Genomic DNA, 26250 nt, shown 5'->3' with positions numbered 1-26250 from the left:
ATTATTCAGGTTAACTGAAGTTGCCTAACAGAAAGACCGGCGGCATGAAAGAAGCCAAGAAGTAAGTCTGGTCGACGACGCAAGCGAGCAAAACCACGATCAAGCATTGAGCGAATCTCCTCTTTAGAAGTTGGACGAGCATTTCTGAGATGTTGTTTAACATTTCCGTGACAATACTCTTCCGGATTGAGCTGTGGAGCGTAAGCAGGTAACTCTTCAATCATGATCTCAGGATGCTGGCAGAGATAAGCTTTGGTGAGCTTGCTAAGATGAATACGGGCTCGATCCCAGATCAAGATGATTTTTCCAGGTACCTGCCTACGGAGGTGTTCAAGTGCCTCAATCAAGTTATCGCTTTTTATCGAACCTTCAAAACATTTCTTGTAGATCTTGCCTGTAAGTGTCAGCGCTACGGCTGTCGATAGCGCTCGACGATCTTTGGTTACCCGTCGAAAAACGGGTCTCTTGCCAGTCCGAGCCCACGTCGTAGCCAATATTTCTTGAAAGGAGAACCCAAATTCATCCCAAAATACGATTTTTGCTTTGAGACGATGTGACTTTTTTTATCCTTGGCCAATCTCCTAGCAACCAAGCTTCCACTAACTCTTTTTCCTGTTCAATAGCCTGTGGCATTGGCTTTTGTGGACTGAAACCTAGTTTGCGCAACAATCGATTGAGGTAATTCGGATGATAAGTGACATCAAATTCTCTTTTGATCAATTTTTGGACACGGTCCAATGTCCAGCGATCAGTTGGATATCCATTCGCCAAAGCCCCTCGTTCCAGCTTCCTCTTTAAGCTTTGCTTTTGTGGATTACTCAACTTCGGCTCGCTACCAGCCGCTTTTCTTTTTTGGAGTCCGCGCATACCTTTTGTTTCTATGATTCTGGCCCATTGGCCGACCGTGGCCCGGCTTACTCCGAGGTGTCTTGAGATTTCGGCTTTTGACATTTTTCCAGCTTTCAACAGCCGTCCACCTTCAAGCCGTCTTTCTTCCATTTGTTCTCGGGTTAGGTATGATGGTTTCCATGTCATACCGACTATTGTAAATCAATCTAAGTAAACCTGAATAGTTGGCAATAAGTGATTAGCAAAAGAGACTTTCCGTGAGGAGAGTCTCTTTTTTTTCGGATTATGTCACCCTCAGCTTTCGTATCGAAATCGCGAATACGTCATTCCAACTCCGCGATCACATCGGGGATGGCATCCAACACATCGCTTGCCAGCACCGAGGCGGTCGTGCCAAGAGATTCGGCAGCAAGCAATCCCGCCTGGGCGTGGATGAACGCACCGGCAATCGCAGCGTCGAAGGGAGCAAGTCCCTGCGCGAGCAGACCAACGATCAAGCCGGCCAGCACGTCACCGGTGCCGGCGCGGGCGAGGGCAGGTGTAGCCACCGGGATGATGGTGGTATGTCCATCCAGCGCGGCGATGACGGTAAATGCACCTTTCAAAACGACGATATGCCCCCATTCCCTCGCATACCTGCCGGCGATCGCTACACGGTCATTTTGAATTTCATCCTTTGATAACCCCGTCAATGCGGACATCTCGCCGGGATGCGGCGTCAGCACGGCAGGTGCTAATATTTTTTGATGCCAATTCTTGATGCGAGACATATGGCGCAATCCATCCGCATCCACGACCAGAGGGATTTGAATGGAGGGCAGCAAGCCTTCGATAAACGTCCCTGTTGACAAACTATCACCAAGGCCAGGTCCGACCAGCAAAGCGGTGGCGCGATCTAGATTTTGCAGAACCATGTCGGCGGCAGCTTGTGAAATAAATCCGTTTTCGTGAGGGAGCAAGACCCAGGTCGCTTCGGGCAGGTGACCGGCAAGCGCGGCGTGCAGCGGTTCGGGAATTGCCATCGTAACCAGACCTGCGCCAATGCGATAGGCGGCAGTCCCAGCCAGCAAAGCCGCACCAATATACGATGCCGAACCAGCCACCACGAAAGCCGTACCAAACGTCCCTTTGTGGGAGGCGGGACTTCGTTCCGGCAGAAGCGCAGAAACCATATCCCAATCCGCTGCTTCGATTTGGATCGCGTTCCACGCATCCATCTCATCGGGCAAGCCGATCCCGATTGTTTGCAGTTCACCTGTCAATTCATAGGCGGGCAGTTTCAACAGCCCCCGCTTGACCGCCGCCATTGTGATCGTAAGGTCGGCGGGGATGGTCTCATCGGCGGCCTCCCCCGTATCGCAATCCACACCGGAGGGACAATCCACTGCGACAATGAAAGGCGGTGGATCTATCGTGGAAATGCCAAGATTTATTTTTTCAAGGAGACGCGCCGCTTCTTTCTTAAGCGGAAGCTTGACCCCGGTCCCAAGCAATCCATCCAAAAGGACATCGGACTGCTCAAGAAGGGCATTGAGGATTTCGTCATTTTCATCGCCTTTGGATTCGCGCAGCCCGCCGCCCACAGACTGGTATTGTACGATCAGTTCATCGTCCAACGTGCGGTTAACCAGGTATGCGTGTGTGCGCCAACCTGCTTCCGCAAGCCACGCAAGCGCGACAAGCGTATCACCGCCATTATTGCCGGAACCGACGATACCCGTGACCTCATCCCAGCCGTTCTCCTGCCCCAACGCATGGACAACTTCCGCCAGCCCGCGCCCGGCGTTTTGCATCATTTGAGCATAGGAAACGCCGCTGGCGTCGGCTTCCTTTTCGATGGCGCGCATTTGAGTAACAGTAACCAGTTTCATATCAACAATTAAACCACAATTCAATCGTAAGGCTATTCATGACATGAACGCCTCTTGCGAGGCGTTTTTTATCTGTTCGACAACCAATTCAAATCCCGAAGTCCCGCCGCAAGGTCTCCATGCAGATCACCCTCCTTCATGCGCCATTCCCAGTTGCCGCCCAGTTTGCTGGGGAAGTTCATGCGCGCCTCGCCGCCAAGGCCGAGCAGATCCTGCATGGGCGTGATGGCAAGGACCGCCACGGATTTCCAGACCGCGCGGATCAAATCCCAGGCAAAGTCGTTACCGTCCACACCGAGATAGCGTTTGGCAAACTCGCGTTCGTGCTGCGGCGCCGCAGCGAACCAGCCAAAGGCAGTGTCGTTGTCATGTGTCCCGGTGTATGCCACACAATTGGGGACATAATTATGCGGCAGGAAGAGGTTATCGGGTCCTGAAAAAGCAAACTGCAGGACCTTCATGCCGGGCAGATCGAAGGCTTCGAGCAATTCGACCACATCCGGAGTTACTACGCCCAAATCCTCTGCAATAATGGGCAGACCGCTGCCGGGCGGGACCAAGCCATCGCTTAGATACACTTGCACGGCGCGGAAAAAGTCCCTGCCGGGGCCGGGCACCCAGCGTCCGTTCTCAGCAGTGGTATCTTCGGCTGGAATTTCGTAGTAGCCTGCAAAGCCGCGGAAGTGGTCGAAGCGCAGGACGTCCATAAATTTCAGGGATGCATGCACGCGCGAAAGCCACCAGGCATAGCCCTCTTTTTTGTGGATCTTCCAATTGTAAAGCGGATTGCCCCACAGTTGGCCTGTCGCCGAAAACGCATCCGGCGGGACGCCCGCCACAACGGTTGGATTGCTGTATTCATCGAGGAAGAATAATCCGGGATGCGCCCACACATCCGCCGAGTCATACGCGACGAAGATCGGGATATCCCCAATGATCTGAATCCCCTTTTCATTTGCATATGCACGGACCTTGTTCCACTGCCTGAAAAAGAGGAATTGATAAAAGGCATGCCGCATAATGCTTTCAGCCAGTTCCTGCCTGGCTTTGGTCAATGCCGATTTTTTCCTCGAACGCAGCGCTTCAGGCCACCCGTTCCATGCTCCTCCGCCATTGGCATCCTTCAACGCCATGAAGAGGGCAAAGTCGTCCAGCCAGGAGGCGTTTTCAGCACAGAAATCGTCGAATGAACCGCGCAAACTCTCAGGCGAGGCCTGGAAGCGGGTAAATGCCTTTTGCAAAAGGTCAAGTTTTTTGGGAATGATCAGGCCAAAGTCCACGAATGAGGCGGGCAGGTCCTTTAACGCATCCAAATCGTCATTAGTCAACAGTCCGTCCGCAAGCAGTTCATCCGGGCTTAATAAATAGGGATTCCCAGCAAACGCGGAAAAACATTGATACGGAGAATCGCCATAACCCGTGGGGCCCAGCGGCAGAATCTGCCAGAGCTTGCATCCGGCGGATGCAAGCCAGTCTATGAAACTGCGGCATTGCGGGCCGAGATCGCCGATGCCGTACGGGCCGGGCAGGCTGGATGGATGCAGAAGGATGCCGGAGGAACGTGTAAATGCCATTGATCATTTCACCAGGGACAAATAGAGTTTAAGATATTCGCGCGCCGAGTTTTCCCACGAAAAATCCTGCGCCATGCCCGCGCGCTGGATACTCCGCCATTTTTCCTTGTCGGCAAATATCTTGATTCCCGCCTTGACCGCACTCGCCAAAGACATGTGATGGGCCTTCTCGAAAACGAACCCGGTTTCGTTGTGCTTGACCGTGTCATTCAGGCCGCCGGCAGCACGCACGACAGGCACACATCCATACCGCATGGCGATCATTTGCGAAAGACCGCACGGTTCGTAGCGCGAGGGCATCAAGAGCATATCCGCAGCGGCGTAGATCTGGCGGGCAAGCCCGGCATCGTACCGCAGTTCAATTTTTATCTTATCAGGGAATAATTCATGCAGAGTACGTGCCGCCTCTTCGAGCTTCGGATCACCTGTCCCCAAAACCACCGCCTGAAAATTGACCTTCTTCATGCTTTTCAAGGCGGTGAAGGCAAGGTCGACGCCTTTTTGCACGTCCATGCGCGAAACAACCGCAAGCAGGGGAATCCCAGGATCGTGCGACAAGCCAAGCCTTTCCTGCAACAATCCCTTGTTTGCGGCACGCTTTTGGAGCGAGTCAATGTCAAAATTTACACCCAGGGCGGAGTCATCCGCAGGGTTGAAGGAGGCAACATCGATCCCATTCAACACACCGCTGATCGTTTCGCGTCGGGTCTGTAAAAATTCATCCAAGCCGCATCCAAATTCAGGCGTGAGGATCTCACGTCCATAGGTCGGCGAAACCGCCACGATCGCATCCGAGGCCCACAAGCCCAGCGGCAGGGGCATCACGCGCGCCCAATCAGGCAGGTCGGTCTGCGCGAGTTTTACTCCATAACTATCAAGGATCGCACTGACATCGGGACCCATGAACGGCAGGTTGTGCAGCGTGATCACACCGGCCACATGGCGCGCACCCTCCTCCCAGCGTTTGGTCAGGGATCCATAAAGGCTTGCGGCGGTGTGCCAATCATTCGCGTGGACAACGTCCGGCAGCCAGTTGACCTGCCTTGCCAATGCCAGTGCGGCAAGCGAGAAGAACGTATATTTTTCAGCATCCAGGGCTGCATCGAGGGAGTAAACGGAACCGCTTGTGCGGATCGGGTCGCCGTTGATGATATAAACGGGCATGCCGTCTAAAACGGATTCGAACGCCTCCACTGCGACCTCGGAATCGCCGCGCGAAATCGAGAACATTCCCAACGGCTTGAGATTATCCGCCTTTACGACCGGGTGATACGGCAGTACCAGCCGCACATCCAGTTTCAGGTCATCCGTGGAAAGAGCGCGCAAGGCACGCGGCAGGGAACCCGCCACATCCCCAAGTCCGCCGACCTTCACAAAGGGGTCGGCTTCCGCCGCAAGGAAAAGAACATTGATGGTTTTAGGCATGGATTGATTTTACTCGACCACAACGCCTTGGAGATTATCCTTCGGCTTGGGATAGTCCATTTTCAAGCCTTTCAATGTTTCCACCAAAATGGTCGAAATGACCAGGTCGCGGTACCATTTGCGGTTCGCAGGGACGACATACCACGGTGCATAGTCTGTGCTGTTCTTGTTGATGGCGTCCTCATAGGCTTGCTGGTAATCGTCCCACAGTTTGCGTTCCTCGAGGTCACCGAGGCTGAACTTCCAATGCTTGGTCGGGTCGTCGAGGCGGGCTTGCAGGCGTTCCTTTTGCTCGTCCTTGCTGATATGCAGGAAGAATTTCAGGATCGTCGTGCCGTTCTCCGCCAGCATCCGCTCGAAATCGTTGATCTGGTCGTAGCGCTTCGACCACACTTCCTTCGGCACGAGATTCCGCACACGCACCACCAACACGTCCTCGTAATGACTGCGGTTGAAGATCACCATCTCGCCGTTCGCGGGCATGACTTGGTGAATCCGCCACAAATAATCATGCGACAGTTCCTTCGCCGTTGGCACCTTGAAACTTGCCACCTTGACACCCTGCGGATTCACCCCCTCGAACACGCGGCGGATCGCGCCATCCTTGCCGCCCGTGTCCATCGCCTGCAAAACGACAAGCACTTTATGCTTGCCTTCCGCGTACAACAATTCCTGCAGCGACTGCAATTCTTCGTTTAACTTCTGAGCTTCCCTCAAGCCGCCCGTCTTGCCGCCCTTGAAATCCCCCGTGCCGCCCGGATCCTGCTCCGTAAGTTTGACTTTCCTGCCCGGTTCAACCAGATATTGTTTCATGAACCTCCGAAAGTTTAGAAAGACCCTAAAGGTTTTTGAAACCTTTAGGGTCGCATGGCAGGGAGCCTGATGGGTTTCGAACCCACAACATCCACATCCACAGTGTGGCGCTCTGCCATTGAGCTACAGGCTCCATATTGGAAGCGGACAAAATTTTACCACAAATTATCACAACCTCAATATCGCGACCGCCTCCCCTTCAACAACCTCTCCCGTCTCCACAAACCCCAAACTGGCATACAACGTTCGCGCACCTTCGTTTTCCGGTTCGTAACTTATACCAACCGCCTTAATCCGCCCGTCGGCGCGGAAAATTTCGAGCATCGCCTCCATCCCAAAGCGTCCATAGCCCCTGCCTTGAAATTTTTCATCGACCATCAAGCGCTGAACGAAAGCCTGATGCCGGGGATGTTTGAAATTAAGTGCGTACATTAAAAAACCAACCGGCCTGTCACCGTCATAGATCCCAAAAGGATGAAAATCCCAATGACCTTCATATTCATCGCCAAATTGAGATTGCGCAATGGAATACAAATTGGATGCAACAAAACCCTTCTGATCGTCCCGCACGTTCAGATCGATCAGGGTCACCCAATTCTCCTTGTTAACAGGACGAATCTCAGGCATTCATGATTGCCTTAATGGTATCCTCCACCGCTTCCCAGCGGACAATGACCTGTTCGCTGTTTATGAGATTTTTCACCGCCACAGAATTATCCGCCGCCTCATCAGGTCCAATTGTCAAGGCAATCTTGATTTTCATCCTGTCGGCAAACTTGAACTGCTTTTGCAGCCTGGCAGGTTCAGGATAGACCATCACGTCCAAGCCGGCATTCCGTAACTTCGCCGCCAGTTCAAATGACTTCATCCACATGGATTCGTCGAACACCGTCACCAGTGCCAGGGCAGGCGTTGGGATGAATTCAGGCACAAGATTGTTTTCCTGCAAAATGATGCCCGCCACCACATCACCCATGGCAAATCCGGTCGCCGGAAGAGCCTGGCCACCCACATCCGCCAGCAGGTTATCGTAGCGCCCGCCACCCAAAATCGCGCGCCGCACCGAACCACTGGTCTCAAAAGCTTCAAAAACCGTGCCCGTGTAATACATAAGTCCGCGCACAATGTTCGGGTCGAATTTGACATATTCCTTCACGCCCAGTGCTTCCAGGGCTGTGAAGAGGCGGATCAGATCATCGCTTTTCCTCCACAAATCAAAATTACCAAGAATGTCCTTCAAGCCATCCAATTGCGCCTGGGTCAAACCCAATTCGAGCGCGTACTCATCCCATTTGGCGGGCTCCATCTTGGAGCGCCGATCCACCAAATTCGAGATGTCAAGGCGTTTCCCCGCAGCAATCTGCAAGGCGTCGAATTCAGAATCCATCAGGCGTCGATTGTTGACAAAAATGGTGGCAAGCTGAGGGTTGAGGCCGACTGAGCGCAGGAATGTCGCCGCGACGGCGATGAGCTCCGCATCCGCCTCCGGCGAGTCAACTCCAAGCATGTCAATATTCCATTGGAAGAATTCACGCGAGCGCCCCTTTTGCGGCTGTTCGTAGCGCCAGAACGGACCGAACGACCACCAGCGCACGGGATAGGTCAACTCACCCTGTTTCGCCGCAATCATCCGCGCAAGGCTTGGTGTGAGTTCAGGCCGAAGTGTGACAAAATCCCCTCCGCGGTCTTGAAACGTGAATGACTGCTTCTTGACGAGTTCCTCGCCGGATTTCGCTGCGTACAGGTCGATCGGCTCAATGAAAGGACCGTCATACTCCTGATAGCCAAAAGCCCGCGATGCGGCCCTGACTTTTCCATACATGAAATTTCGCAGCGCCATCTGCTCGGGGTAAAATTCGCGTGTCCCTTTGACAGGGTTTATCTTGTTCGCCATATTGACTCCAGTGCGCGAATTTTATCATGGGTTGGATTTCAAAATTCAGCCATTGAATTTTGAAATAGTTTTGGTATAATCATCCATTATTCATCAAGGAGAAACCTATGGAAATTAATTATCAGGAAACCAGCCAGGACCTGCTCACCCGTATCGACATTCACGAAAAATACGGCTCCGCCAATATCGACGTCTGGACCACCGATCTGCTCAAACCGCAGGCGGGCATGAAGATTTTGGATGTTGGCTGTGGTGCAGGGAAACTCAGTTTCCTTTTCAACGAATATACCAAGGGCGGCGCGGATATCAGTGGCGGTGATTTCTCGGAGGAACTGCTGGACAAAGCCCGCACAAAGAACATGGAAATCGGCGCAAAAATTGACTTTCAGTTTTTGGATTTCAACAAGCCGTTCAACTTTGCAGACAATACCTTCCACCTGTGCACCAGCGCCTTCGCCATCTACTACGCCTCCGATCTGGACTTTACATTTGGCGAGGCCTACCGTGTGCTTGTCCCCGGCGGACGGCTTTTCGTCTCCGGCCCCTTGCCCGAGAACAAGCAGATGTTCTATGACATCATCAAGGAAGCCACAGGCGCGGAAATCCCACCCATGCCCGGTTCTTCACGCTTCAAGAGTGATATCTTTAAAACAATTGATGGTATCTTTGCCAGGACCGAACTGCACAAGTTCGAAAACCACCTCACCTTCCCCAAAGTCACGCCGTTCATTGACTATGTCCGCGCTTCACTGAGTGAAGACCGCAAACTGTGGACATCCATGTTCAACGGCAAGGATGAATATGAGGCCCTGATCGGCAGGATCCAGGCCGTTGCCCAAAAATGGTTCGACCGCGATAACAAATTGGTGATGACCAAGGTCGTCGGCGGAATTCTGGCAACGAAATAATTTTTTCATGAACTTCTTCGGCAAAAAAGTCCTCTTCCTCGGTGCGCACCCGGATGATATTGAGATCGGGTGCGGTGCCTTGATCCATCACATTGTCAAACAGACGGACATTCTGTGTGTGACGCTGTCTGACAACCAAAAAAATCCCGAACTGATACAGGTAAAGGGCGAGCACATCCGGTCCATGAAAGTACTCGGCCTGCCGGAAGAAAGGATTTTGTTCGGGCCGTTCAACACACGTGTCTTTCCCGACTCGCGGCAGGACATCCTTGAATATTTCCTTAAACTCCGCAGGGATTTCAAACCCGACCTGATCTTTGTGCATTCGAAGCAGGATGTGCATCAAGATCACAACACCATGACCGAGGAAGCCCTGCGCGCATTCCGCGGGATCACCGTGCTCGGCTTTGACGTGGTGCGCTCCTCTTATGGTTTCTTCCCGCATTTTCTTGTGGAAGTGACGGAAGAGGATGTGAGCAAGAAGATCGAAGCGCTTTCCGAGTATGAAACCTATAAAGACCGCTATTATTTCAACAGCGAGTTGACGCGCGCCATCATGGTGCGCCACGGCGCGCTGGCGGAGGTGCCGTTCGCAGAGGGATTTGATATATTGAGGATCGTCGGTAAATTCGGGAACTAGGAACCGGAGGCTGGCATGGAATTCCAGAGACTTTATGAGGAACTTACCCACAGCACGGAAATGATTCGGGCTTTGCTGGCAGGCGTCGGCGGGGAGGAGGCGCGGGTAAAGCCCAATCCCGATTCGTGGTCAATTCTCGAAGTCACCTGCCATCTGCACGACGAGGAGCGCGAGGATTTTCGTGAGCATTTGGATTGCATCCTGCATCGCCAGAACGAGGAGTGGCATTCCATAGACCCGCTGGGCTGGGTTGCTTCGAGAAAATATAACGAACAAAACTTTGGGGAAATGAAGGGAAAGTTTTTTATGGAGCGCGAAAAATCGCTGGATTGGCTCAAGACCTTATCCAAAACGGATTGGGAAACAACCTACACATCCCAATTCGGCTCGATGAAGGCGGGGGATATGTTCGCGGCCTGGTCGGCACATGACAACCTGCACATCCGCCAGCTGGTGGAATTACGACGAAGTTTGATCGAGAGAATCACCCAGCCTTACGACATCCATTATGCGGGTGATTGGTAGAGATCGAATAATACACTTACCATTCCTTCGGCACGCCCACAAAAAGGACACCGTCCTGCACCTGCACGGGATAAGCGGGGATGTCCACCACAGCAGGCATTTGGACCGCCTGCCCGGTGCGGATGTCGAACTCGGCTCCATGGCGGGGGCAGACGATGTTATTGCCTTCGAGCATCCCGTCCCCCAGCGGACCATCGTCATGCGTGCAGACATCACCAATGGCATAATATTTTCCCGCAATATTGAAAATAACTATCGGCTTGTCACCCAAGTCAATGAACAGACGCTCACCGTTGGGCAGTTCGGAAACAGGGGCGATCTCTAAGAATTCTGTTTTGGAGTCGTCAAGGGTTGTGTAATTGAACATACTTTTCCTCACCCTGCCCTCCCATGGGGGAGGGCAAAGCAATCATTCCACCAGATCGTCACTCGCCTCACCCAAACCATACACTCCTGCCTTCAATACTTTAAGTGAAAGCAAAGCGCATTTCAAGCGTACGGGGCCAAGGTCGATGCCGAGCAATTCAAGGATGGACTCCTTGTTGAGTTTCTTCACTTCGTCCAGCGGCTTGCCGATGATGGATTCCATCAGCAGATCCGCGGAGGCTTGCGAGATGGCGCAACCGTGGCCGTCGAACATGGCTTCGGTGACAATTCTATTTTTGTCTACACGCAGGTCAATTTGGATGTGGTCACCGCACAGCGGATTATTGTCCGCAAAGGAAATATCGTGCGGGTCAAGTTTCCCGCGATAGGATGGGTTTTTATAGTGTTCGATGATGACTTCACGATAGAGATCGTCCATGATTCTCCCAATACCGGTGGTTTCGACACGGCGGTGCTGGTTGAATGGTCCTGAAAGGACATATCGAAACCCGCCACCTGCTCAACCGCCGAGTTTATCCAAACAATTCCTTCACTTTATAAAGCCCGTTCACAAGCATATCCACTTCATCCTTCGTATTATACAAATAGAAGGAGGCACGGCTCGTGGCGGGGATGCCGAACTTTTCATGCAACGGCTGGGCGCAGTGATGTCCTGCGCGGACAGCGATGCCGTCCTTATCCAGGATCTGTGCCACATCATGCGGATGGACTCCGTCCAGCGTAAAGGCCGCGACGCCGCCCTTTTTATCCGCAGAGGGACCGAACAATTTTACGCCAGGAATTTCTTCCAAACGATCCAATGCATATCCCGTGACCTCATGCTCGTGTGCGGCGATTCCTTCCATACCGATGGCGGAGAGGTAATCCACAGCCGCGCCAAACCCGACGGCTTCCGCGATGGCGGGCGTCCCCGCTTCAAATTTATGCGGCAGGGAATTGGCGCGGAAAGATCGCAGTTTCACTTCCTTGATCATGTCCCCGCCACCGAGGAAGGGAGGCATGGCATCCAGCAAAGAGGCTTTGCCGTATAGAATACCAATGCCTGTAGGTCCGCACATTTTGTGCGCAGAGAAGGCGTAGAAATCGGCGTCGAGAGCCTGCACATCCACGCTCAAATGCGGCACGGATTGCGCACCATCTACAAGAGTGATCGCACCAGCCTCATGCGCCAGGCGGATGATCTCCCCTGCGGGGTTGATCGTGCCAAGGACATTGGACATGTGCGTAAACGAGACCAGCTTTGGGCGGCGTTCAAGAAGCGCTTTGTAGGTATCCAGATCAAGCAAACCGTCTTCCGTCACAGGGATGAAATCCAACTCAATACCGCGTTCCATCTGGAGCATGTGCCAGGGGACGAGATTGCTGTGATGTTCCATCTCGGTCAGGACGACAAGGTCGCCCGCCTTCAAATTCGTGCGTGCCCATGAATACGCAACCAGGTTGATCGACTCGGTCGTGTTGCGCGTATAAATGATTTGGCGCGAGGAGGCAGCGTTGATGAACTTCGCGATCTTCTCTCGCGCGCCTTCATACATGGACGTGGCTTCCTCCGCCAGCGTATGCACACCGCGATGGATGTTCGCATTCGACCGCCGGTAATAATCGTTCATCGCCTCGATGACCTGCACAGGTTTTTGCGAGGTGGCGGTGGAATCCAAATACACGACGCGAACACCCTCGCGGGTTTCGCGTTCGAGAATTGGAAAATCTTTGCGGATTTCTTCTACATTAAGGGACATGATTAATAATCAGGGATGAAATCCTTCTTCATGACCGGCTTCTTGCCCGGCACGGGACGGATATGTTCTGAATTCAGCGGATACCACAGGATGCGGTCAGGGACCATCCAGCCATCGGTGAGGTACACGTTGGAACGGAACTGCACCGCCACCATTTTATTATCCACCTGCACCACGATGCCCTTGATCCACCCGCGTACGCGTTCGCGGCTTTTTTCGTGGTCGCAAAATACTTCAACCGAGTCGCCGACTTCAAAGGCGTGTTCGAGTCCGGGTGCCTTCATGAAGGAAAACTGACTCACGCGCAGGGAGCGCTTGATCGGCCTGCGCCGTTCGACCAGCGGGGAGACCGTCCGCTTAACAACCGGCGCAACAGGCTTTACAACCGCAGTCGGGGCCAATCTCGCCAAGATGCCTTCCGTCATGGGTTTTGCATGCGGTTCAACGCGGGCAGCTGCTTTTGAAAGCGGCTTGTTCTTCACCAGAGCCTTCGTCTTGGCTTTCCTGACGATTTTGGAACTGGTCCTTGTTTTTGAAACAATTTTTTTCACTGGCGCTTTCTTGAGAACCTTCGCTTTGGCCTTCGTCTTCGCGGGAGTTTTCTTGACGATGGGTTTTGCCTTGGTTTTCACTTTGACTTTCGTCTTTATGGTGGATTTCTTTACGGGCTTTGTCTTTGCCGCCGCCTTTGATTTGACCGTTCTCTTCCCTTTTGCTTTTAGTGTGGACCTAGATTTTGATTTTGATTTCGTTTTCGCTTTTGATCTTACTGCCATGACTCACATCCTGTCTTGAACGATGGAGACGCCCTCCGCCTCCTGCTTACGGGACAACTGCTCAAACATCCGTCAGAGTGCCGGTCTGACATCCAAAGCCCAGCGGGGGTTTTGCCAACGTACCTGGGCTGATTTGCCTACGCCGACAATTTATCCTGAATTGCCTGCTGGAACCTCTCGCGCACACCTTCGAATGGAATGCGCTGCATGATCGGGTCGAAGAAACCTTCCACAACCAATTGTTCCGCTTCACGCTGCGGGATGCCGCGCGACTTCAAATAGAAGAGCGGTTCCATCTCCAGTTTTCCGACCGTCGCGCCGTGTGTACAGCGGACATCGTCTGCGAGAATCTCCAGGCCCGGGATCGAGTCTGCACGCGCCTGATCGTCGAGGACGAGGTTGCGGTTGGCCTGATAGCCATCGGTCTTCTGCGCGCCGGGGGCAACATAGATCATACCCTGCCACACGGAACGGCTCCTGCCCTTCAGCGCTCCCTTGAACAATAAGTCGCTGGTGCAGTGCGGAGCAAGGTGATTTTGCTGGGTATCGTGGTCGAGGTGCTGGGTCCCATCGGTAAAGTAAAAGCCAGACATACGTCCTTGCGCACCTTCGCCAGCCAGATCAAGGTCGGAGAAATTTTTGGTAAGGCGGGAACCAACAGCACCGAAAATCCAGTCCAGGTTGCCGCCGCGCTCCACGCGGGCGCGCTCGTGCGAGAAGTTCCAGACGTGGCGTCCCCAGGATTGCAGTTCCACAAAACGCAGGTTCGCATCCCTGCCGACGTAAATTTCCACAACACCGGCGTGCATCGCATGACCTGTTTCATTTGGAGATGCGGCTTCATGAACGTAGGTCACCGAAGCGCCGTCTTCCACATAAACGATGAGGTGGGAGAAATGTGCGAGATCCGAGCCGGGTCCCCAGAGGACGGAGTGAAGGGGATAATCCACCTGCACATTTTTCGGAACGTAGAGCAACACGCCATTTTCGGATAACGCTGAAGCCAAAGCGGCGAACTTGCCGTCATGCGGCTTAACGATCTGACCGATCAATTTCGCAAGAAGGTGGGCATGATCCTTTTCCGCGGTACGGAAATCAGTGAAGACAACACCCTTCTTGGCAAGGGCTTTATCCAATTGGATCTTGGAGCCGCCCGGCAGCAAAGTGATCTGTCCGCCATGTTGTTCGCCAGTCAATGGCTTGAGCAATTCCTCGGGAACGACGGGTAAATCTTCAAAGGCACCATCTTTTGGAAGTTTAAAATCATCGGCGGGCAGCAAGCGCAAGTCTGTGCGGCGCCAGGCTTCGTCCGTGGCCACGGGGAGGGAAAGTTTCTGGAATGTCTCCCAGGCGAAAGCGCGGAAAGAGGCGAGACCATCCCTTGATGCTGGAATATCCGCCTGTGTGAAAGTAAATTCCCTTGCGGCAGCTCCGCGTCGGGTTCGGCTTACCGATACTTTTGGTTTTTCCTGCATGTCAGCCAATCGATCCTTCCATCTGAAGTTGGATCAAGCGGTTCATTTCCACTGCGTATTCCATCGGCAGTTCCTTGACCAGCGGCTCGATGAAGCCGGAGACGACCATGGTGGTGGCTTCCTCTTCGCTGAGGCCGCGTGACATGAGGTAAAAGAGCTGTTCTTCGCCCACTTTGCTGACGGAGGCTTCGTGACCGATGGTGACATCGTCCTCGTCGATCTCGATGGTGGGGTATGTATCGGAGCGGGATTTGGGGTCGAGCAGGAGCGCGTCGCACACCACATTGGATTTGACGCCTTTGGAACCCTTGTAAACCTTGACCATGCCGCGATAGGATGCGCGGCCGCCGCCCTTGCTGATGGACTTGGAAACGATCTTGCTGGTGGTGTTGGGTGCAAAATGCATCATCTTTGAACCGGCGTCCTGGGTTTGACCGGGTCCTGCAAATGCCATGGAAAGCATTTCCCCGTGGGCACCCGATTCCATCAGGTAGCAGGACGGGTATTTCATGGTGAGCTTCGAGCCGAGGTTCGCGTCCACCCATTCGTGGGAGGCATTCGCGAAGACCTTGGCGCGCTGGGTGACGAGGTTGAAGACATTGGTCGACCAGTTCTGAATGGTGGAATAACGGGAGCGCGCGCCCTTCTTGACGATGATCTCGATCACGCCGCTGTGAAAGGAATTGGTGGTGTATTGCGGGGCAGTACAGCCCTCGACATAATGCACCGAAGCGCCTTCATCCACGATGATGAGGGTGCGCTCGAACTGGCCGACATTCGCGGTGTTCAGGCGGAAATAAGCCTGAAGAGGCAGGTCCACTGTAACTCCTTTAGGGATGTACACGAAGGAACCACCGGACCAGACCGCGGAATTGAGCGCAGCAAATTTGTTGTCTTCGATCGGAATGACCGTGCCGAAATATTCCTTGAACAGGTCGGGGTATTGCTTAAGGCCGTCTTCAATGGAAAGGAAGATGACACCCTGTTTTTCAAGATGTTCCAATATGGAGTGATAGACCATTTCAGATTCATATTGCGCACCCACACCCGCCAAAAACTTTTGCTCGGCTTCCGGGATGCCCAATTTATCGAAGGTATTCTTGATGTCATCGGGAACATCATCCCAATTCTTTTCACTTTTCTCGGTCGGCTTGACATAATAAAAAATATTGTCGAAGTCGATCTCATCGAGTGTGGGTCCCCAATTTGGCATGGGACGCGCCATGTAATGCTCAAACGCCTTGAGACGGAACTCAAGCATCCACTCTGGCTCACCCTTCATGCGGGAGATATTTTCAACGACCTCGCGGCTGAGCCCGCGCTCGGATTTGAACACGTAGTTATCGTCGCGGTCATGAAAACCGTATTTGTAATCCCCAATTTCTTCGAGAATGGTTTCGTCGGTCTTAGTTTCTTCAGTCATGTGAATCTCCTGGGTTTTTAACCACTAAGGCTTACACAGCGGATTCTTCCCCTTCAACCGCTTCTTCATACTTCTCGCGCACCCAGTCATAGCCCTGGTCTTCAAGATGCAGGGCAAGATCGGCTCCGCCCGATTCAACGATTCGGCCGTCCAGCATGATGTGGACGAAGTTCGGTTTGATGTAATTCAACAGGCGTTGATAATGTGTGATGACCAGCACGCCCAAGTCGGGTCCGGAAAGAGCGTTGACGCCCTCCGCAACGACGCGCAGCGCATCGATATCCAGGCCTGAATCGGTTTCATCCAGGATGGCGATCTCCGGCTTGAGGGTTGCCATTTGCAAAATTTCTGCGCGCTTCTTTTCGCCGCCGGAGAAACCGTCGTTCAGGTAGCGGCCTGCAAAAGCGTGATCCATCTTGAGCGTGTCCATTTTTTCCTTGAGCATCTTGCGGAATTCAGGGATGGGCATGCCTTTGTCTTCGGGGTTGACAGCGCGGCGGCGGGAATTGATGGCAGTGCGCAGGAAGTTGGCCACGGTCACGCCGGGTATGGCGACAGGGTATTGAAAAGCAAGAAAAATTCCCTCACGGGAACGTTCGTCGGGTTCGAGTTCGAGGACATTTTTGCCCTTGAAGAGGATCTCGCCCTCTGTGACGATGTAATTCGGATGCCCCATCAGGGTATAGGCAAGGGTGGACTTGCCCGTTCCGTTGGGTCCCATGATGGCGTGGATCTCACCCTGATTGATGGTGAGCGAAAGGCCCTTCAGGATTTCCTTATCTTCGATACTTACATGCAGATTCTTGATTTCGAGTTGCGACATTCTTATACCTAGCTCCTGGGAAATTACCGCTCTGGCGGTACTTTGTAAGCCATTGCTGGCGTTTTTTTTTACACTGAGACGGCATTATAGCAGGACTGGATGGATTTGTCAATATTTATGATATTTTTCTAGTATATTGACAAACTCAGGCAGGATTGTTATACTCCCGGCATGAAATCCACGCGAGACAAGATTCTACAGACCTTGTTAAGAAAGCCGCGCTCCACCATTAATGATCTGGCGGAAGCTGTTGGCATTAATCCCATTTCCGTGCGCCACCACATCACCAACCTACAGATGGAAGGCCTGGTGGAGGGCCAGGAGGAGCGCCATGGCGTGGGACGTCCGCGCCTGGCGTACATCCTTACCGATGAGGGCATGGAGCGATTTCCCACACGCTACATGCAATTGACCACCCGCCTGCTTTCGCAAATGAAGGAGACCATGCCGGGGCCGGTAGTTGCGAAATTATTCAATCAGATCGCAGAAGACCTCGCCAGCCAGTACGCCAGCGACATGAAAAACATGAGTGTGGAGGAACGTCTTGACTTCGTCAAGGATATGCTTGCGCAGGAAGGCTTTACCGTGGAATGGGAAAAGAAGGACGGTCAATACCAGATCCATGAAATTTCCTGCCCGTATTATCAAATTGGGATTGCCCACCCTGAAGTATGCACAGTTGACCAGACCCTGATCTCAAAAATGCTGGCCCTGCCGGCCAATAAAGTTCAGTGCATTTTGGATGGCGACTCGCATTGCACCTATGTCGTCCAGCCTGCGGAAGTGAAGGTCAAGTAAATTTCAGACAAGTAGAGGAGCCATGAGCGAAGAAATCAAAGAAATCCAGTGGAGCATCCACACCACCCACCCTGAGATCGTTCAACAGGCGCGTGCAAGCCTGTCTGAGGTGATCGATCCGGAAATTGGAATGAACATCATTCAATTGGGCTTGATTCGGGATGTTGAAATCGAGAACGGCATCGGCCGCGTGAAGATGATCCTCACGACGCCATTCTGCCCCTACGGTCCCGCCATGATCGAGATGACCAAGGCGAAGGCAACCGAAGGGCTGAACATGCCCGTCAATATCGAAATGGGCATGGAAATGTGGGATTTCTCCATGATGGAAGATCCCTCCGCATTGGATTGGGGAATGTACGCATAAGTGGTTGAAGAATCAAAAAAGACGCCGATGCTTCCCGCATCGGCGTCTTTTTTGATTCTCACTTTCTGTACTATTTTGCCCTCTTCATGTGCGTCACATGCGGCTGCTCCCCCTCGGCAAAACCGGAAATGATGATCAAGGCGGTAGTCACATTGCCGCTTGGGTTACGCCAGCGATGACGTAATTTTGAAGCAAACAACAGGCTGTCCCCCGCCCCCAAATGGAACAATTCCTTCTCCACATAATAATCCAACTGCCCACGCAGGCAGAAGACAAATTCATGCCCGGAATGGACAATGTCATGCGGACCGCAGGTGGCGCCACTCTCCGTCGTGAGCATGAACGGCTCCACCCGCCCTGAAAAATTTTCCCCGCCCAGCGCCTCGAACACCCCGCGCGTGAACGACACGCGTGTTCGTTCGTCCGCTTTCAAAAAGACGATTTGCTTCATCTCTGTCCCGGTATCAAAAAAAGCCGTGATCGATACGCCCAGCGCATCCGCAAGTTTATAGAGCGTGCTGACCGAAGGCGATGTTTTACCGCGTTCGATCATCGAAAGCGCATTGGCGGAGAGTCCGCTCCTGGTTGCGAGCGTGCGCATGGAAATATTTTGCCCCTCGCGCAATTCCCGCAGGCGGGACGCCACATTTACGGATGCTGCCTCACGAATAAATGATTCCATGGTACCTCCGGATTTCCAAAATCTTTAAATCTTCCCAAAATTATACCCCAACGAAAAGTGACATTAAACGAAAATTAATGTGACACACTGCACTATTGTACAAACTGTCACAATATTATGATGCATGTATAAATATTCGTTTATATACATATAGGCAGGTAGATCATGGTCAACCCCACTCTCCAGCAGGAAATCCTGCAGCTAGAAGCCAACTTCTGTGCGGCGCTTTCGGACCCAAGCCGCCTCCTCATTTTATATTCACTCAATGAAACGCCTCACAACGTCAACGAACTGGCAAACGAATTGGGCTTGAACCAGCCCACCACGTCGCGCCACCTCAAAGTCCTGCGCGAACGCGGGCTGGTGGACACTGTTCGCACAGGCACGACCATCACCTATCACCTTGCCGATCCCCGGCTCATTCAGGCACTTGACATCATGCGCAGCATCATGCGTGACCGACTCGCATATCAGGCAAGCCTGGTCAACGAAACCGCACAGGAGAATGTATGAAACAACGCCCTTCGACACGCTCAAGACTTCGCATCCCTTCATGGACTTTGGGTTTGCTCGGCATTTTGTTGCTGATTCTCGTCCCGGTCCTTTACTTCCTGCCCCGCGCCCAAAAAGCGAACGACCCTGCAGCATATCTCCCCGTCAAGCCCGTGCATGTGGATCATTCCGACATCGTCAACGGCGAATTCACCACAGGACAGGATGTAACCCGCGCCTGCCTCGAATGCCACGAAGATGCCGCCACAGCAGTCATGGCAACCACCCACTGGACATGGGAATCCAAGGAATTCGATGTTCCCTGGCGCGACGAACCCGTCACCATCGGCAAAGCCAATCAGATCAACAACTTCTGCATCAGCGCACAGGGGAATCAAAAGCGATGCATGACTTGCCATGTCGGCTACGGCTGGGAGGAATTCGGAGAATACGACTACACGAAGACGGAAAACGTGGACTGTCTCGCCTGCCACGCGGATATGGGGGCGTACGCCAAAGGCGAATACGGGGATCCGGCTGAAGGCGTTGACCTGCTCGCCGCAGCACGCTCCGTCCGCGCGCCCACCCGCGACAACTGTGGGACCTGTCATTTCGACGGCGGCGGCGGCAACGGCGTCAAACACGGCGACCTCGATGAAAGCCTGTACTTTCCCAGCGAATCGCTCGACATCCACATGGGCGGCGGGAACAACATGCTCTGCACCGACTGCCATTGGACGCAGGACCACCAGATCCTCGGGCGCATGTTGAGCGATAACTACACCATCGACCCCGCCGAACAAGTCTCCTGCGAGCAATGCCATGTGGACCAAAAACACGGCGACGAACGTATTGACGGTCATCTCGCTGCAGTCGCCTGCCAAACCTGCCACATCCCCGCGCTCGCGCTCGAAGACCCCACCAAAGTCTATTGGGACTGGTCAGAGGCGGCTCAGGAGGGACGCGAAGACAACCACTTCACCTACCTCAAGATCAAAGGTGAATTTGTATACGACAAGAACTTTGCCCCCGCCTATCTCTGGTTCAATGGAAACAATGAATACCGCTACATCCTCGGCGACCCGATCAACAAGGACGGCGTGACCTACATCAACAAACCCGCGGGCAGTATTGCAGACAAAACCGCGAAGATATTCCCCTTCAAACTGCACATCGCCAAACAGCCCTACGACACAACGTACAACTATCTGCTCGCCCCCATTACCGCCGGCGAAAACGGTTTCTGGACCACCTTCGATTGGGACAGCGGCTTCCAACTCGCCGAGGAACGCATGGGTCTGCCGTACAGCGGTCAATACGGCTTCACCGAAACCTACATGTACTGGCCCACCACCCACATGGTGCAGTCCGCCGACAAAGCATTGCAATGCGACTCGTGCCACAGCGAGAACGGGCGCATGGATTGGGAAGCGCTTGGCTACCTCGGCGACCCGATCAAATGGGGCGGAAGGAAATAACAATGAAACGATACATCCTCTTCACACTATTTGGACTCCTTCTCGTAGTCGCCGCGATCGGAATTGGAACGGTTCTTGCCGCGCCTGAACCTGCTCCTGCTCCCCAGGCTTCGGCATTACACCCGAACTTCCTCCTGCTCGATGCGGACGGCACGAACGTGCTCGAAAGCGATAAGACTGTCTCCACCATGCTCACCTGCGGACAATGCCACGACACGAATTTCATCGCCGCGCACGCCTTCCACTCCGACCTCGGCTTGAGCGATTACGACTCTGCCAGCGTCACCTTCGACACCAGCAATGGACTCTTCGGTCAGTGGAACCCGCTCACCTATCGCTATCTCTCCCCTGCGGGAGATGAAAACCTCGACCTCAGCACAGCCGAATGGCTGATGTTGAACGGCGCACGTGTCGTCGGCGGCGGACCAGGCACCACGTCCAGAGGAGGCGAAATGCTGACCGATCTCTCCGTCAGCAAAGCCGATCCCGAAACTGCCATCCTCAATGAGGATGGAACAATATCCACATGGGATTGGGAAGCATCGGGCACGATGGAAATGAACTGCTTCCTGTGCCATCTCGAAAGTCCGAATAATGAAGCGCGGATTTCCGCAATCCAATCGGGCGAGTTTGGGAATGCCAACACCGCCACCCTGCTCGGCTTGAATATCGTCACAAAAAGCGGCGACGATTGGACTTGGAACGCCGACGCCTTCAACGAACTCGGTGAAGTAAAAATCGAAACCCTGCGCATTCAAGACCCGACGAATTCGAATTGTGCGGCGTGCCATGGTGTAGTACACGCGGATGACACGCCTCTACTCATCAACGCCTGCGATCTGGATTACCAACAAACCGCCACTACAGGGCAGGTCATTTCCACGCAGCGCATCAATCAATCAGGCATAAATCAGGCTGGCAAGAACGACCTTACCCGCTCGTGGGACATCCACGCGCAGCGCCAGCTTCAATGCACCGACTGTCACTTCTCACCCAATAATCCTGCGCACGCACTCGAAATCCAGGGATCAAGTCCAAGCCATCTGCTGTACGATCCGCGCAAACTGAATATCAACGAGTATCTTGAGCGTCCCGACCATAACTTTGCACGCGGCGTCAGCGCCCAATTCAACCTCGCGCCTGAATCCAAAAGCACCATGCGCCGCTGCGAATCCTGTCATGACACCAACCAGTCCCATGCGGGCTGGCTTCCCTACAACGACCGTCACATGCAGGTGATCGCCTGCGAGACCTGCCACATCCCGCAGATGTACGCGCCAGCCCTTTCCACCATGGATTGGACCGTCATCCATCCGGATGGCTCCGCCCGTACGGAATGCCGCGGCATCGAAGGGTCGAACACCACCACCGACCTTGTCACCGGATATCAGCCTGTGTTGATGCAGCGCACTGACACCGTGGAAGGGAAAATTCTGTTCGCGCCCTACAATTTGATCACGTCCTTCTTCTGGGTTTATGAAGACGGGAACGGCAGCCTGCGCCCGGTTCGCAAAGCGGACCTGGAAGCTGCGTATCTCGACGATGGCGGCTATTCTGCTGATGTTCTTTCCGCCCTCGACGAAAACGGCGACGGCGAGCTGAGCGAGGTCGAACTTATTCTGGATACCGAAGCCAAACAGCAATTTATTGCAGGCAGGCTGGAAGCGCTGGGGCTGAGTAACGTGTACATCGCGGGACAGGTACAGCCCTACTCGATCAATCACAATGTTGTGGACAGCAAATCCGCAACGCGGGATTGCGAAACCTGCCACCACACGGATTCGCGCGTCACCACCCCGATCCTGCTGGCAGACTCGGCTCCCGCCGGCGTAACTCCCGAATTCGTGTTGGGCGTCAATGTGACGGCAACCGGAAGCATTATCAACGAAGATGGAGCCTTGTACTACAGCCCGGTTAATGAAAACGACCGAACCTACATCTTCGGGCACAACCGCGTCGCTTGGATCGACTGGGCCGGCGCACTGCTTTTCGTCGGTACCATCATGGGAGTGGCGGGACACGCCACCTTCCGGTTTGTCGCGGCGCGAAGGCGTGGCAGGCAGACAGTTGCAACAAAAACCGTCTACATGTATGAAGCGTACGAACGGTTCTGGCACTGGCTCCAGACCGTTGCAATTGTCGTCCTGTTGATGACGGGGCTCATCATCCATCGCCCTGATCTATTCAGCGCATTTTCCTTCCGAAACATCGTCACCATTCACAACGTACTGGCTGCGCTGCTTGCCATCAATGCACTCGTCTCGATCCTCTGGCATGTTATCAGCGGCGAAATCCAGCAATACATCCCACACCCCTACGGCTTCATCGACCAGATGATCGCGCAAGCCAAATACTATATCCAGGGCATCTTCAACCAGGAGCCCCACCCATTCCACAAGTCCAAGCAACGGAAGTTCAATCCTCTGCAAATGGTCACATACATTGGTCTGCTCGGTGTCCTGCTTCCACTTCAAGGGATTACCGGCATGATGATGTGGTTGGTGCAGAAAGTGCCGTCCATCCAAACATGGTTCGGGGGTTTGCCCTTCCTTGCCCCCATGCATACCCTGATGGCATGGCTCTTTGCCTCCTTCATCGTGGGGCATGTGTATCTGACCACCACCGGCGCCACTCCGCTCGAAGCGATGCGCGCCATGGTGACAGGATACGAAGAAGTGGAAGTACATGAAGAAAAGGATGAATAACCCTGCTGAAAGGTAAATACTAAATTTTGTGGTGTGGTTTCGCTACGGGCTCCGCCCTACTCAACCACCATATCGACAGAAGGAGTTTCTTAACATGACCGCTCAAACCAGAAAATCAATTTTAAACCGCCCCGAAAAGCCGTACGTGCATCCGTACGTTGGCGGTATCGTGCTGGGCATCGTCCTGTTCCTTGCCTTCTTCCTCACAGGCAATGGACTTGGTTCCTCGGGCGCAACCAGCCGCATTGACGCCGCGATCGTAGATGCCATCTCGTCCTCGCACGTGGATAACAACCCCTACCTTTTGAAAATGGCGGGCGGCGACAAAAATCCGCTGGATGACTGGATCGTGCCTGTCTTCTTTGGCGCGTTGTTCGGCGGCTTTGCCTCCGGTCTGTTCAATGGACGCTTAAAATTCATGACCACCAAAGGTCCGCACATCTCCGACCGCACCCGCTGGCTAATGGCATTCCTCGGCGGCGTGATCTTCCTCTACGGCGCACGCATGGCGCGAGGATGCACCTCCGGGCAGGCGCTTTCTGGCGGGGCAACTCTTTCCGCAGGATCGTGGGTTGTCATGTTCGCGATCTTCGGCGGGGCCTATGGACTTGCGTACTTCGTAAGAAAACTTTGGAACTAAGGACTGGAGATTTATCATGAACTTTCCCCTCCCTGAATTTACCGTAGTCAGCGCAAGCAACCCATGGACATACATCCTCTTCGGTGTGATCGGCTTTGCGTTCGGCTATGTGCTTGAAATGTCCGGGTTTGGCGATTCCCGCAAACTCGCCGCGCAGTTCTACTTCACCGAACTGACCGTGCTCAAGGTCATGTTCACCGCCATCGTCACTGCCATGGTGCTGACCTTTGGGGCAGTCGGTCTTGGCCTCCTGAACTTCAGCCAGGTATGGGTCAACCCGACTTATCTGTGGTCAGGCCTCGTTGGCGGGCTGATCATGGGCGTCGGTTTCATCATCGGCGGGTTCTGCCCCACCACATCCCTGGCTTCCGCCTCCACAGGCAAAATTGACGGCATGTTCTTCATGATCGGCGGTTTTGCCGGCGCGGCGCTCTTTGCCGAAACCGAAAGATTCTTCACACATTGGTACAACAACGCAGGCTATTACGGGAGAGTGACCCTTGACCAGGTTTTCAATTTACCCATAGGTATCGTTGTACTCCTCGTTGTACTGATGGCGCTATTCATGTTCTGGGGCGCGGAACAACTCGAACGTATATTCGGAAAAAAAGACCTGAGCCGGGAGCCCAAACTCCGCATTGCAGGCGCAGGCGCCTTGCTCGTGTTCGCGCTCGCGGTTGTCTTCATCGGCTCGCCTTCATTCGAAGAAAGATACAACAAACTGACATTCACACGCACCGAAACCATTCAGGTCGAAGGTCAGGAACCCATTGTCAACACAATTACCTATACCGCCGACCAAATGCTTATGAACCGCCTGGCTTTCATCACGCCCGCCGAAGCCTTCAAGGCAAAATACAACCAGGGTATGAAACCTGTCTATCTCGATGTGCGTTCCGAAGCCGATTACAACCTGTATCACATCGAAGATGCGGTCAACGTGCCGTTGGAGCGCATCGAAGAGATCGTCCCCCTCCTGCTCAGTGAGCCGCCCGCCAACACCGTCTTCCTCGTGATAAGCAACGACGAAACCGCTGCCGTGCAGGCGTGGAAGATTCTCGCAGCGGACAGCGTGCCAAACGTGTACATCCTCGAAGGCGGGGTCAACAACTGGATCGCGTTCTTTGGCACGGAGGAGGATGCGCTTCGACTCAACCCCAATGCTGGGGACGACGAATTGGGCTATCTCTTCCCTGCCGCGTTGGGCAGCCGCTATGAATCCTGTTCGCCCAGCCCCATTCAATATGAAAACCTGGAATTCGAAGAAAAGATTAAATTGCAGTTGAAGCGTGATAAAAGCGGTGGTGGCTGCGGGTAGAAAAATCCCAGAATCCAGTGACCGGTAATCAAGATGGTTCCTGAGGTGCATTTCAGGAGCCTTCTTGATATTCAATCACCATGGAAAAGTTCAGTGTATACTTGCATGAATGTTGTTTGGATGATTCAACCATCCGATGGAGATATTCATGAAAGCAAGTCACTATCGCATACTAATGAATACCCTTATCGCAAGTCTGCTCCTAGCTGCCTGCATTCCTCAGGCAGAACCAACTCCCACCATGGACGCCATTGGCACGCTCTCAGCAGAGCTGGCATCCATCATGTTGACCCAAACTGCGATTGCGTACTCGCCCACGCCGCCCCCCCCCACTTCCAGCCCAATCCCCGTCGAGACGGAGACCCCAACCCCCGAACCGGTGTCCGCGGAACCTGTTGCAACGAGTTTGCCCAAGGTCAAAGGACCGGCCCCTTGTTACACGGGGCCCGGTCCTAGCTATCCCCTGACCAGCAATATCAGCGACTTTAAAGATGTTGAATTGATCGGCATAGGCAGTGTACCAGGCTGGTATGTGATCGAGAATCCCTACTTCTGGTCCCCGTGCTGGATCGCCGAGGAGTATCTCACGATCTACGATGATATCGATCTTTCCGCTTATCCGGTAATCAGCCCATAGTCATTTTGTTA

General features: G+C 53.6%; 28 protein-coding genes and 1 tRNA gene. 12 read left to right on the top strand and 17 right to left on the bottom strand.

What is annotated here, in order from left to right:
* Positions 1–5: 5 nt before the first annotated feature.
* From QY332_09710 to hisS, 9 genes are all read right to left on the bottom strand, one after another.
* Entirely contained in the window at positions 6–494 is a 489-nt protein-coding gene (locus QY332_09710) for a transposase (protein WKZ38205.1), read from the bottom strand.
* 25 nt (positions 495–519) lie between these two features.
* Entirely contained in the window at positions 520–999 is a 480-nt protein-coding gene (locus tag QY332_09705; protein WKZ38204.1) for a winged helix-turn-helix domain-containing protein, read from the bottom strand.
* 173 nt (positions 1000–1172) lie between these two features.
* On the bottom strand, positions 1173–2720 hold the full coding sequence (locus QY332_09700; protein ID WKZ38203.1) for an NAD(P)H-hydrate dehydratase: 1548 nt from the start codon (positions 2718–2720) through the stop codon (positions 1173–1175).
* A gap of 68 nt (positions 2721–2788) precedes the next feature.
* Entirely contained in the window at positions 2789–4294 is a 1506-nt protein-coding gene (gene malQ / locus QY332_09695) for a 4-alpha-glucanotransferase (GenBank protein ID WKZ38202.1), read from the bottom strand.
* 3 nt (positions 4295–4297) lie between these two features.
* The gene (locus tag QY332_09690; GenBank protein ID WKZ38201.1) at positions 4298–5719 is read right to left on the bottom strand and encodes a glycogen/starch synthase; all 1422 of its coding nucleotides are present in this window, start codon (positions 5717–5719) and stop codon (positions 4298–4300) included.
* Positions 5720–5728: 9 nt separating this feature from the next.
* A complete protein-coding gene (locus QY332_09685) occupies positions 5729–6532 on the bottom strand; it encodes a polyphosphate kinase 2 family protein (GenBank protein WKZ38200.1) in 804 nt (267 codons plus the stop codon).
* A 61-nt stretch (positions 6533–6593) separates the two neighbouring features.
* Positions 6594–6665: transfer RNA gene (locus tag QY332_09680), tRNA-His, on the bottom strand.
* Between the two features lie 35 nt (positions 6666–6700).
* Entirely contained in the window at positions 6701–7159 is a 459-nt protein-coding gene (locus QY332_09675; GenBank protein ID WKZ38199.1) for a GNAT family N-acetyltransferase, read from the bottom strand.
* Positions 7152–8426, bottom strand: coding sequence for a histidine--tRNA ligase (gene hisS / locus QY332_09670; GenBank protein WKZ38198.1), 1275 nt, complete (start codon positions 8424–8426; stop codon positions 7152–7154). Before hisS ends, QY332_09675 begins: the two co-directional genes overlap by 8 nt.
* Before the next feature lie 107 nt (positions 8427–8533).
* Here hisS and QY332_09665 point away from each other — a divergent pair, with 107 nt between their 5' ends.
* From QY332_09665 to QY332_09655, 3 genes are read left to right on the top strand one after another with little or no spacing between them, the layout of a single operon-like run.
* A complete protein-coding gene (locus QY332_09665; GenBank protein WKZ38197.1) occupies positions 8534–9334 on the top strand; it encodes a class I SAM-dependent methyltransferase in 801 nt (266 codons plus the stop codon).
* 7 nt (positions 9335–9341) lie between these two features.
* A complete protein-coding gene (locus QY332_09660; protein WKZ38196.1) occupies positions 9342–9974 on the top strand; it encodes a PIG-L deacetylase family protein in 633 nt (210 codons plus the stop codon).
* A 15-nt stretch (positions 9975–9989) separates the two neighbouring features.
* On the top strand, positions 9990–10499 hold the full coding sequence (locus QY332_09655) for a DinB family protein (protein ID WKZ38195.1): 510 nt from the start codon (positions 9990–9992) through the stop codon (positions 10497–10499).
* Positions 10500–10515: 16 nt separating this feature from the next.
* On the opposite strand, the gene QY332_09650 is transcribed toward QY332_09655, so the two are convergent.
* The 4 genes from QY332_09650 to QY332_09635 form a co-directional block, all read right to left on the bottom strand.
* Entirely contained in the window at positions 10516–10866 is a 351-nt protein-coding gene (locus QY332_09650) for a non-heme iron oxygenase ferredoxin subunit (GenBank protein ID WKZ38194.1), read from the bottom strand.
* 42 nt (positions 10867–10908) lie between these two features.
* On the bottom strand, positions 10909–11304 hold the full coding sequence (locus QY332_09645; GenBank protein WKZ38193.1) for an SUF system NifU family Fe-S cluster assembly protein: 396 nt from the start codon (positions 11302–11304) through the stop codon (positions 10909–10911).
* Positions 11305–11398: 94 nt separating this feature from the next.
* Positions 11399–12625, bottom strand: a complete 1227-nt coding sequence (locus QY332_09640) for a cysteine desulfurase (GenBank protein ID WKZ38192.1) — start codon at positions 12623–12625, stop codon at positions 11399–11401.
* A 2-nt stretch (positions 12626–12627) separates the two neighbouring features.
* Complete coding sequence (locus QY332_09635) at positions 12628–13050, bottom strand: hypothetical protein (protein ID WKZ38191.1); 423 nt, start codon at positions 13048–13050, stop codon at positions 12628–12630.
* On the opposite strand from QY332_09635, the gene QY332_09630 reads away from it, so the two are divergent.
* Positions 13049–13420, top strand: coding sequence for a hypothetical protein (locus QY332_09630; GenBank protein ID WKZ38190.1), 372 nt, complete (start codon positions 13049–13051; stop codon positions 13418–13420). The genes QY332_09635 and QY332_09630 overlap by 2 nt on opposite strands.
* Before the next feature lie 118 nt (positions 13421–13538).
* On the opposite strand, the gene sufD is transcribed toward QY332_09630, so the two are convergent.
* The 3 genes from sufD to sufC are packed head-to-tail and all read right to left on the bottom strand — an operon-like array spanning position 13539 to position 17122.
* Positions 13539–14876 carry a Fe-S cluster assembly protein SufD gene (gene sufD / locus QY332_09625; protein ID WKZ38189.1) on the bottom strand — a complete coding sequence of 446 codons (1338 nt, stop codon included), beginning with the start codon at positions 14874–14876 and terminating at the stop codon, positions 13539–13541.
* 1 nt (position 14877) lies between these two features.
* On the bottom strand, positions 14878–16299 hold the full coding sequence (gene sufB, locus QY332_09620; GenBank protein ID WKZ38188.1) for a Fe-S cluster assembly protein SufB: 1422 nt from the start codon (positions 16297–16299) through the stop codon (positions 14878–14880).
* 31 nt (positions 16300–16330) lie between these two features.
* Complete coding sequence (gene sufC, locus QY332_09615) at positions 16331–17122, bottom strand: Fe-S cluster assembly ATPase SufC (protein ID WKZ38187.1); 792 nt, start codon at positions 17120–17122, stop codon at positions 16331–16333.
* Between the two features lie 171 nt (positions 17123–17293).
* Between sufC and QY332_09610 the strand changes: the two genes are divergently transcribed.
* Both QY332_09610 and QY332_09605 read left to right on the top strand, forming a co-directional pair.
* Positions 17294–17920: a winged helix-turn-helix transcriptional regulator gene (locus QY332_09610; GenBank protein WKZ38186.1), complete on the top strand. Its 627-nt coding sequence runs from the start codon at positions 17294–17296 to the stop codon at positions 17918–17920.
* Positions 17921–17942: 22 nt separating this feature from the next.
* Entirely contained in the window at positions 17943–18287 is a 345-nt protein-coding gene (locus QY332_09605; GenBank protein WKZ38185.1) for an iron-sulfur cluster assembly protein, read from the top strand.
* Between the two features lie 70 nt (positions 18288–18357).
* Here QY332_09605 and QY332_09600 read toward each other — a convergent pair whose 3' ends face one another.
* Positions 18358–18969, bottom strand: a complete 612-nt coding sequence (locus QY332_09600) for a helix-turn-helix domain-containing protein (GenBank protein WKZ38184.1) — start codon at positions 18967–18969, stop codon at positions 18358–18360.
* A 165-nt stretch (positions 18970–19134) separates the two neighbouring features.
* Between QY332_09600 and QY332_09595 the strand changes: the two genes are divergently transcribed.
* The 6 genes from QY332_09595 (at position 19135) to QY332_09570 (ending at position 26239) form a co-directional block, all read left to right on the top strand.
* Positions 19135–19482 (top strand): metalloregulator ArsR/SmtB family transcription factor, encoded by a 348-nt coding sequence (locus QY332_09595; protein WKZ38183.1) that lies wholly within the window; start codon positions 19135–19137, stop codon positions 19480–19482.
* A complete protein-coding gene (locus QY332_09590) occupies positions 19479–20939 on the top strand; it encodes a tetrathionate reductase family octaheme c-type cytochrome (protein ID WKZ38182.1) in 1461 nt (486 codons plus the stop codon). The genes QY332_09595 and QY332_09590 overlap by 4 nt, the downstream gene beginning before the upstream one ends.
* 2 nt (positions 20940–20941) lie before the next feature.
* Positions 20942–23644 (top strand): cytochrome b/b6 domain-containing protein, encoded by a 2703-nt coding sequence (locus tag QY332_09585; GenBank protein ID WKZ38181.1) that lies wholly within the window; start codon positions 20942–20944, stop codon positions 23642–23644.
* Positions 23645–23675: 31 nt separating this feature from the next.
* A complete protein-coding gene (locus tag QY332_09580; protein ID WKZ38467.1) occupies positions 23676–24284 on the top strand; it encodes a YeeE/YedE thiosulfate transporter family protein in 609 nt (202 codons plus the stop codon).
* Between the two features lie 16 nt (positions 24285–24300).
* Positions 24301–25602, top strand: a complete 1302-nt coding sequence (locus QY332_09575) for a YeeE/YedE thiosulfate transporter family protein (protein ID WKZ38180.1) — start codon at positions 24301–24303, stop codon at positions 25600–25602.
* Between the two features lie 148 nt (positions 25603–25750).
* The gene (locus tag QY332_09570) at positions 25751–26239 is read left to right on the top strand and encodes a hypothetical protein (protein ID WKZ38179.1); all 489 of its coding nucleotides are present in this window, start codon (positions 25751–25753) and stop codon (positions 26237–26239) included.
* Positions 26240–26250 lie beyond the last annotated feature (11 nt).

The sequence above is a fragment of the Anaerolineales bacterium genome (assembly GCA_030583885.1).
GTDB lineage: Bacteria > Chloroflexota > Anaerolineae > Anaerolineales > Villigracilaceae > Villigracilis.
The sequence above is the reverse complement of the archived record's forward strand: the minus strand, read 5'-3'. Positions and strand labels throughout refer to the sequence as shown.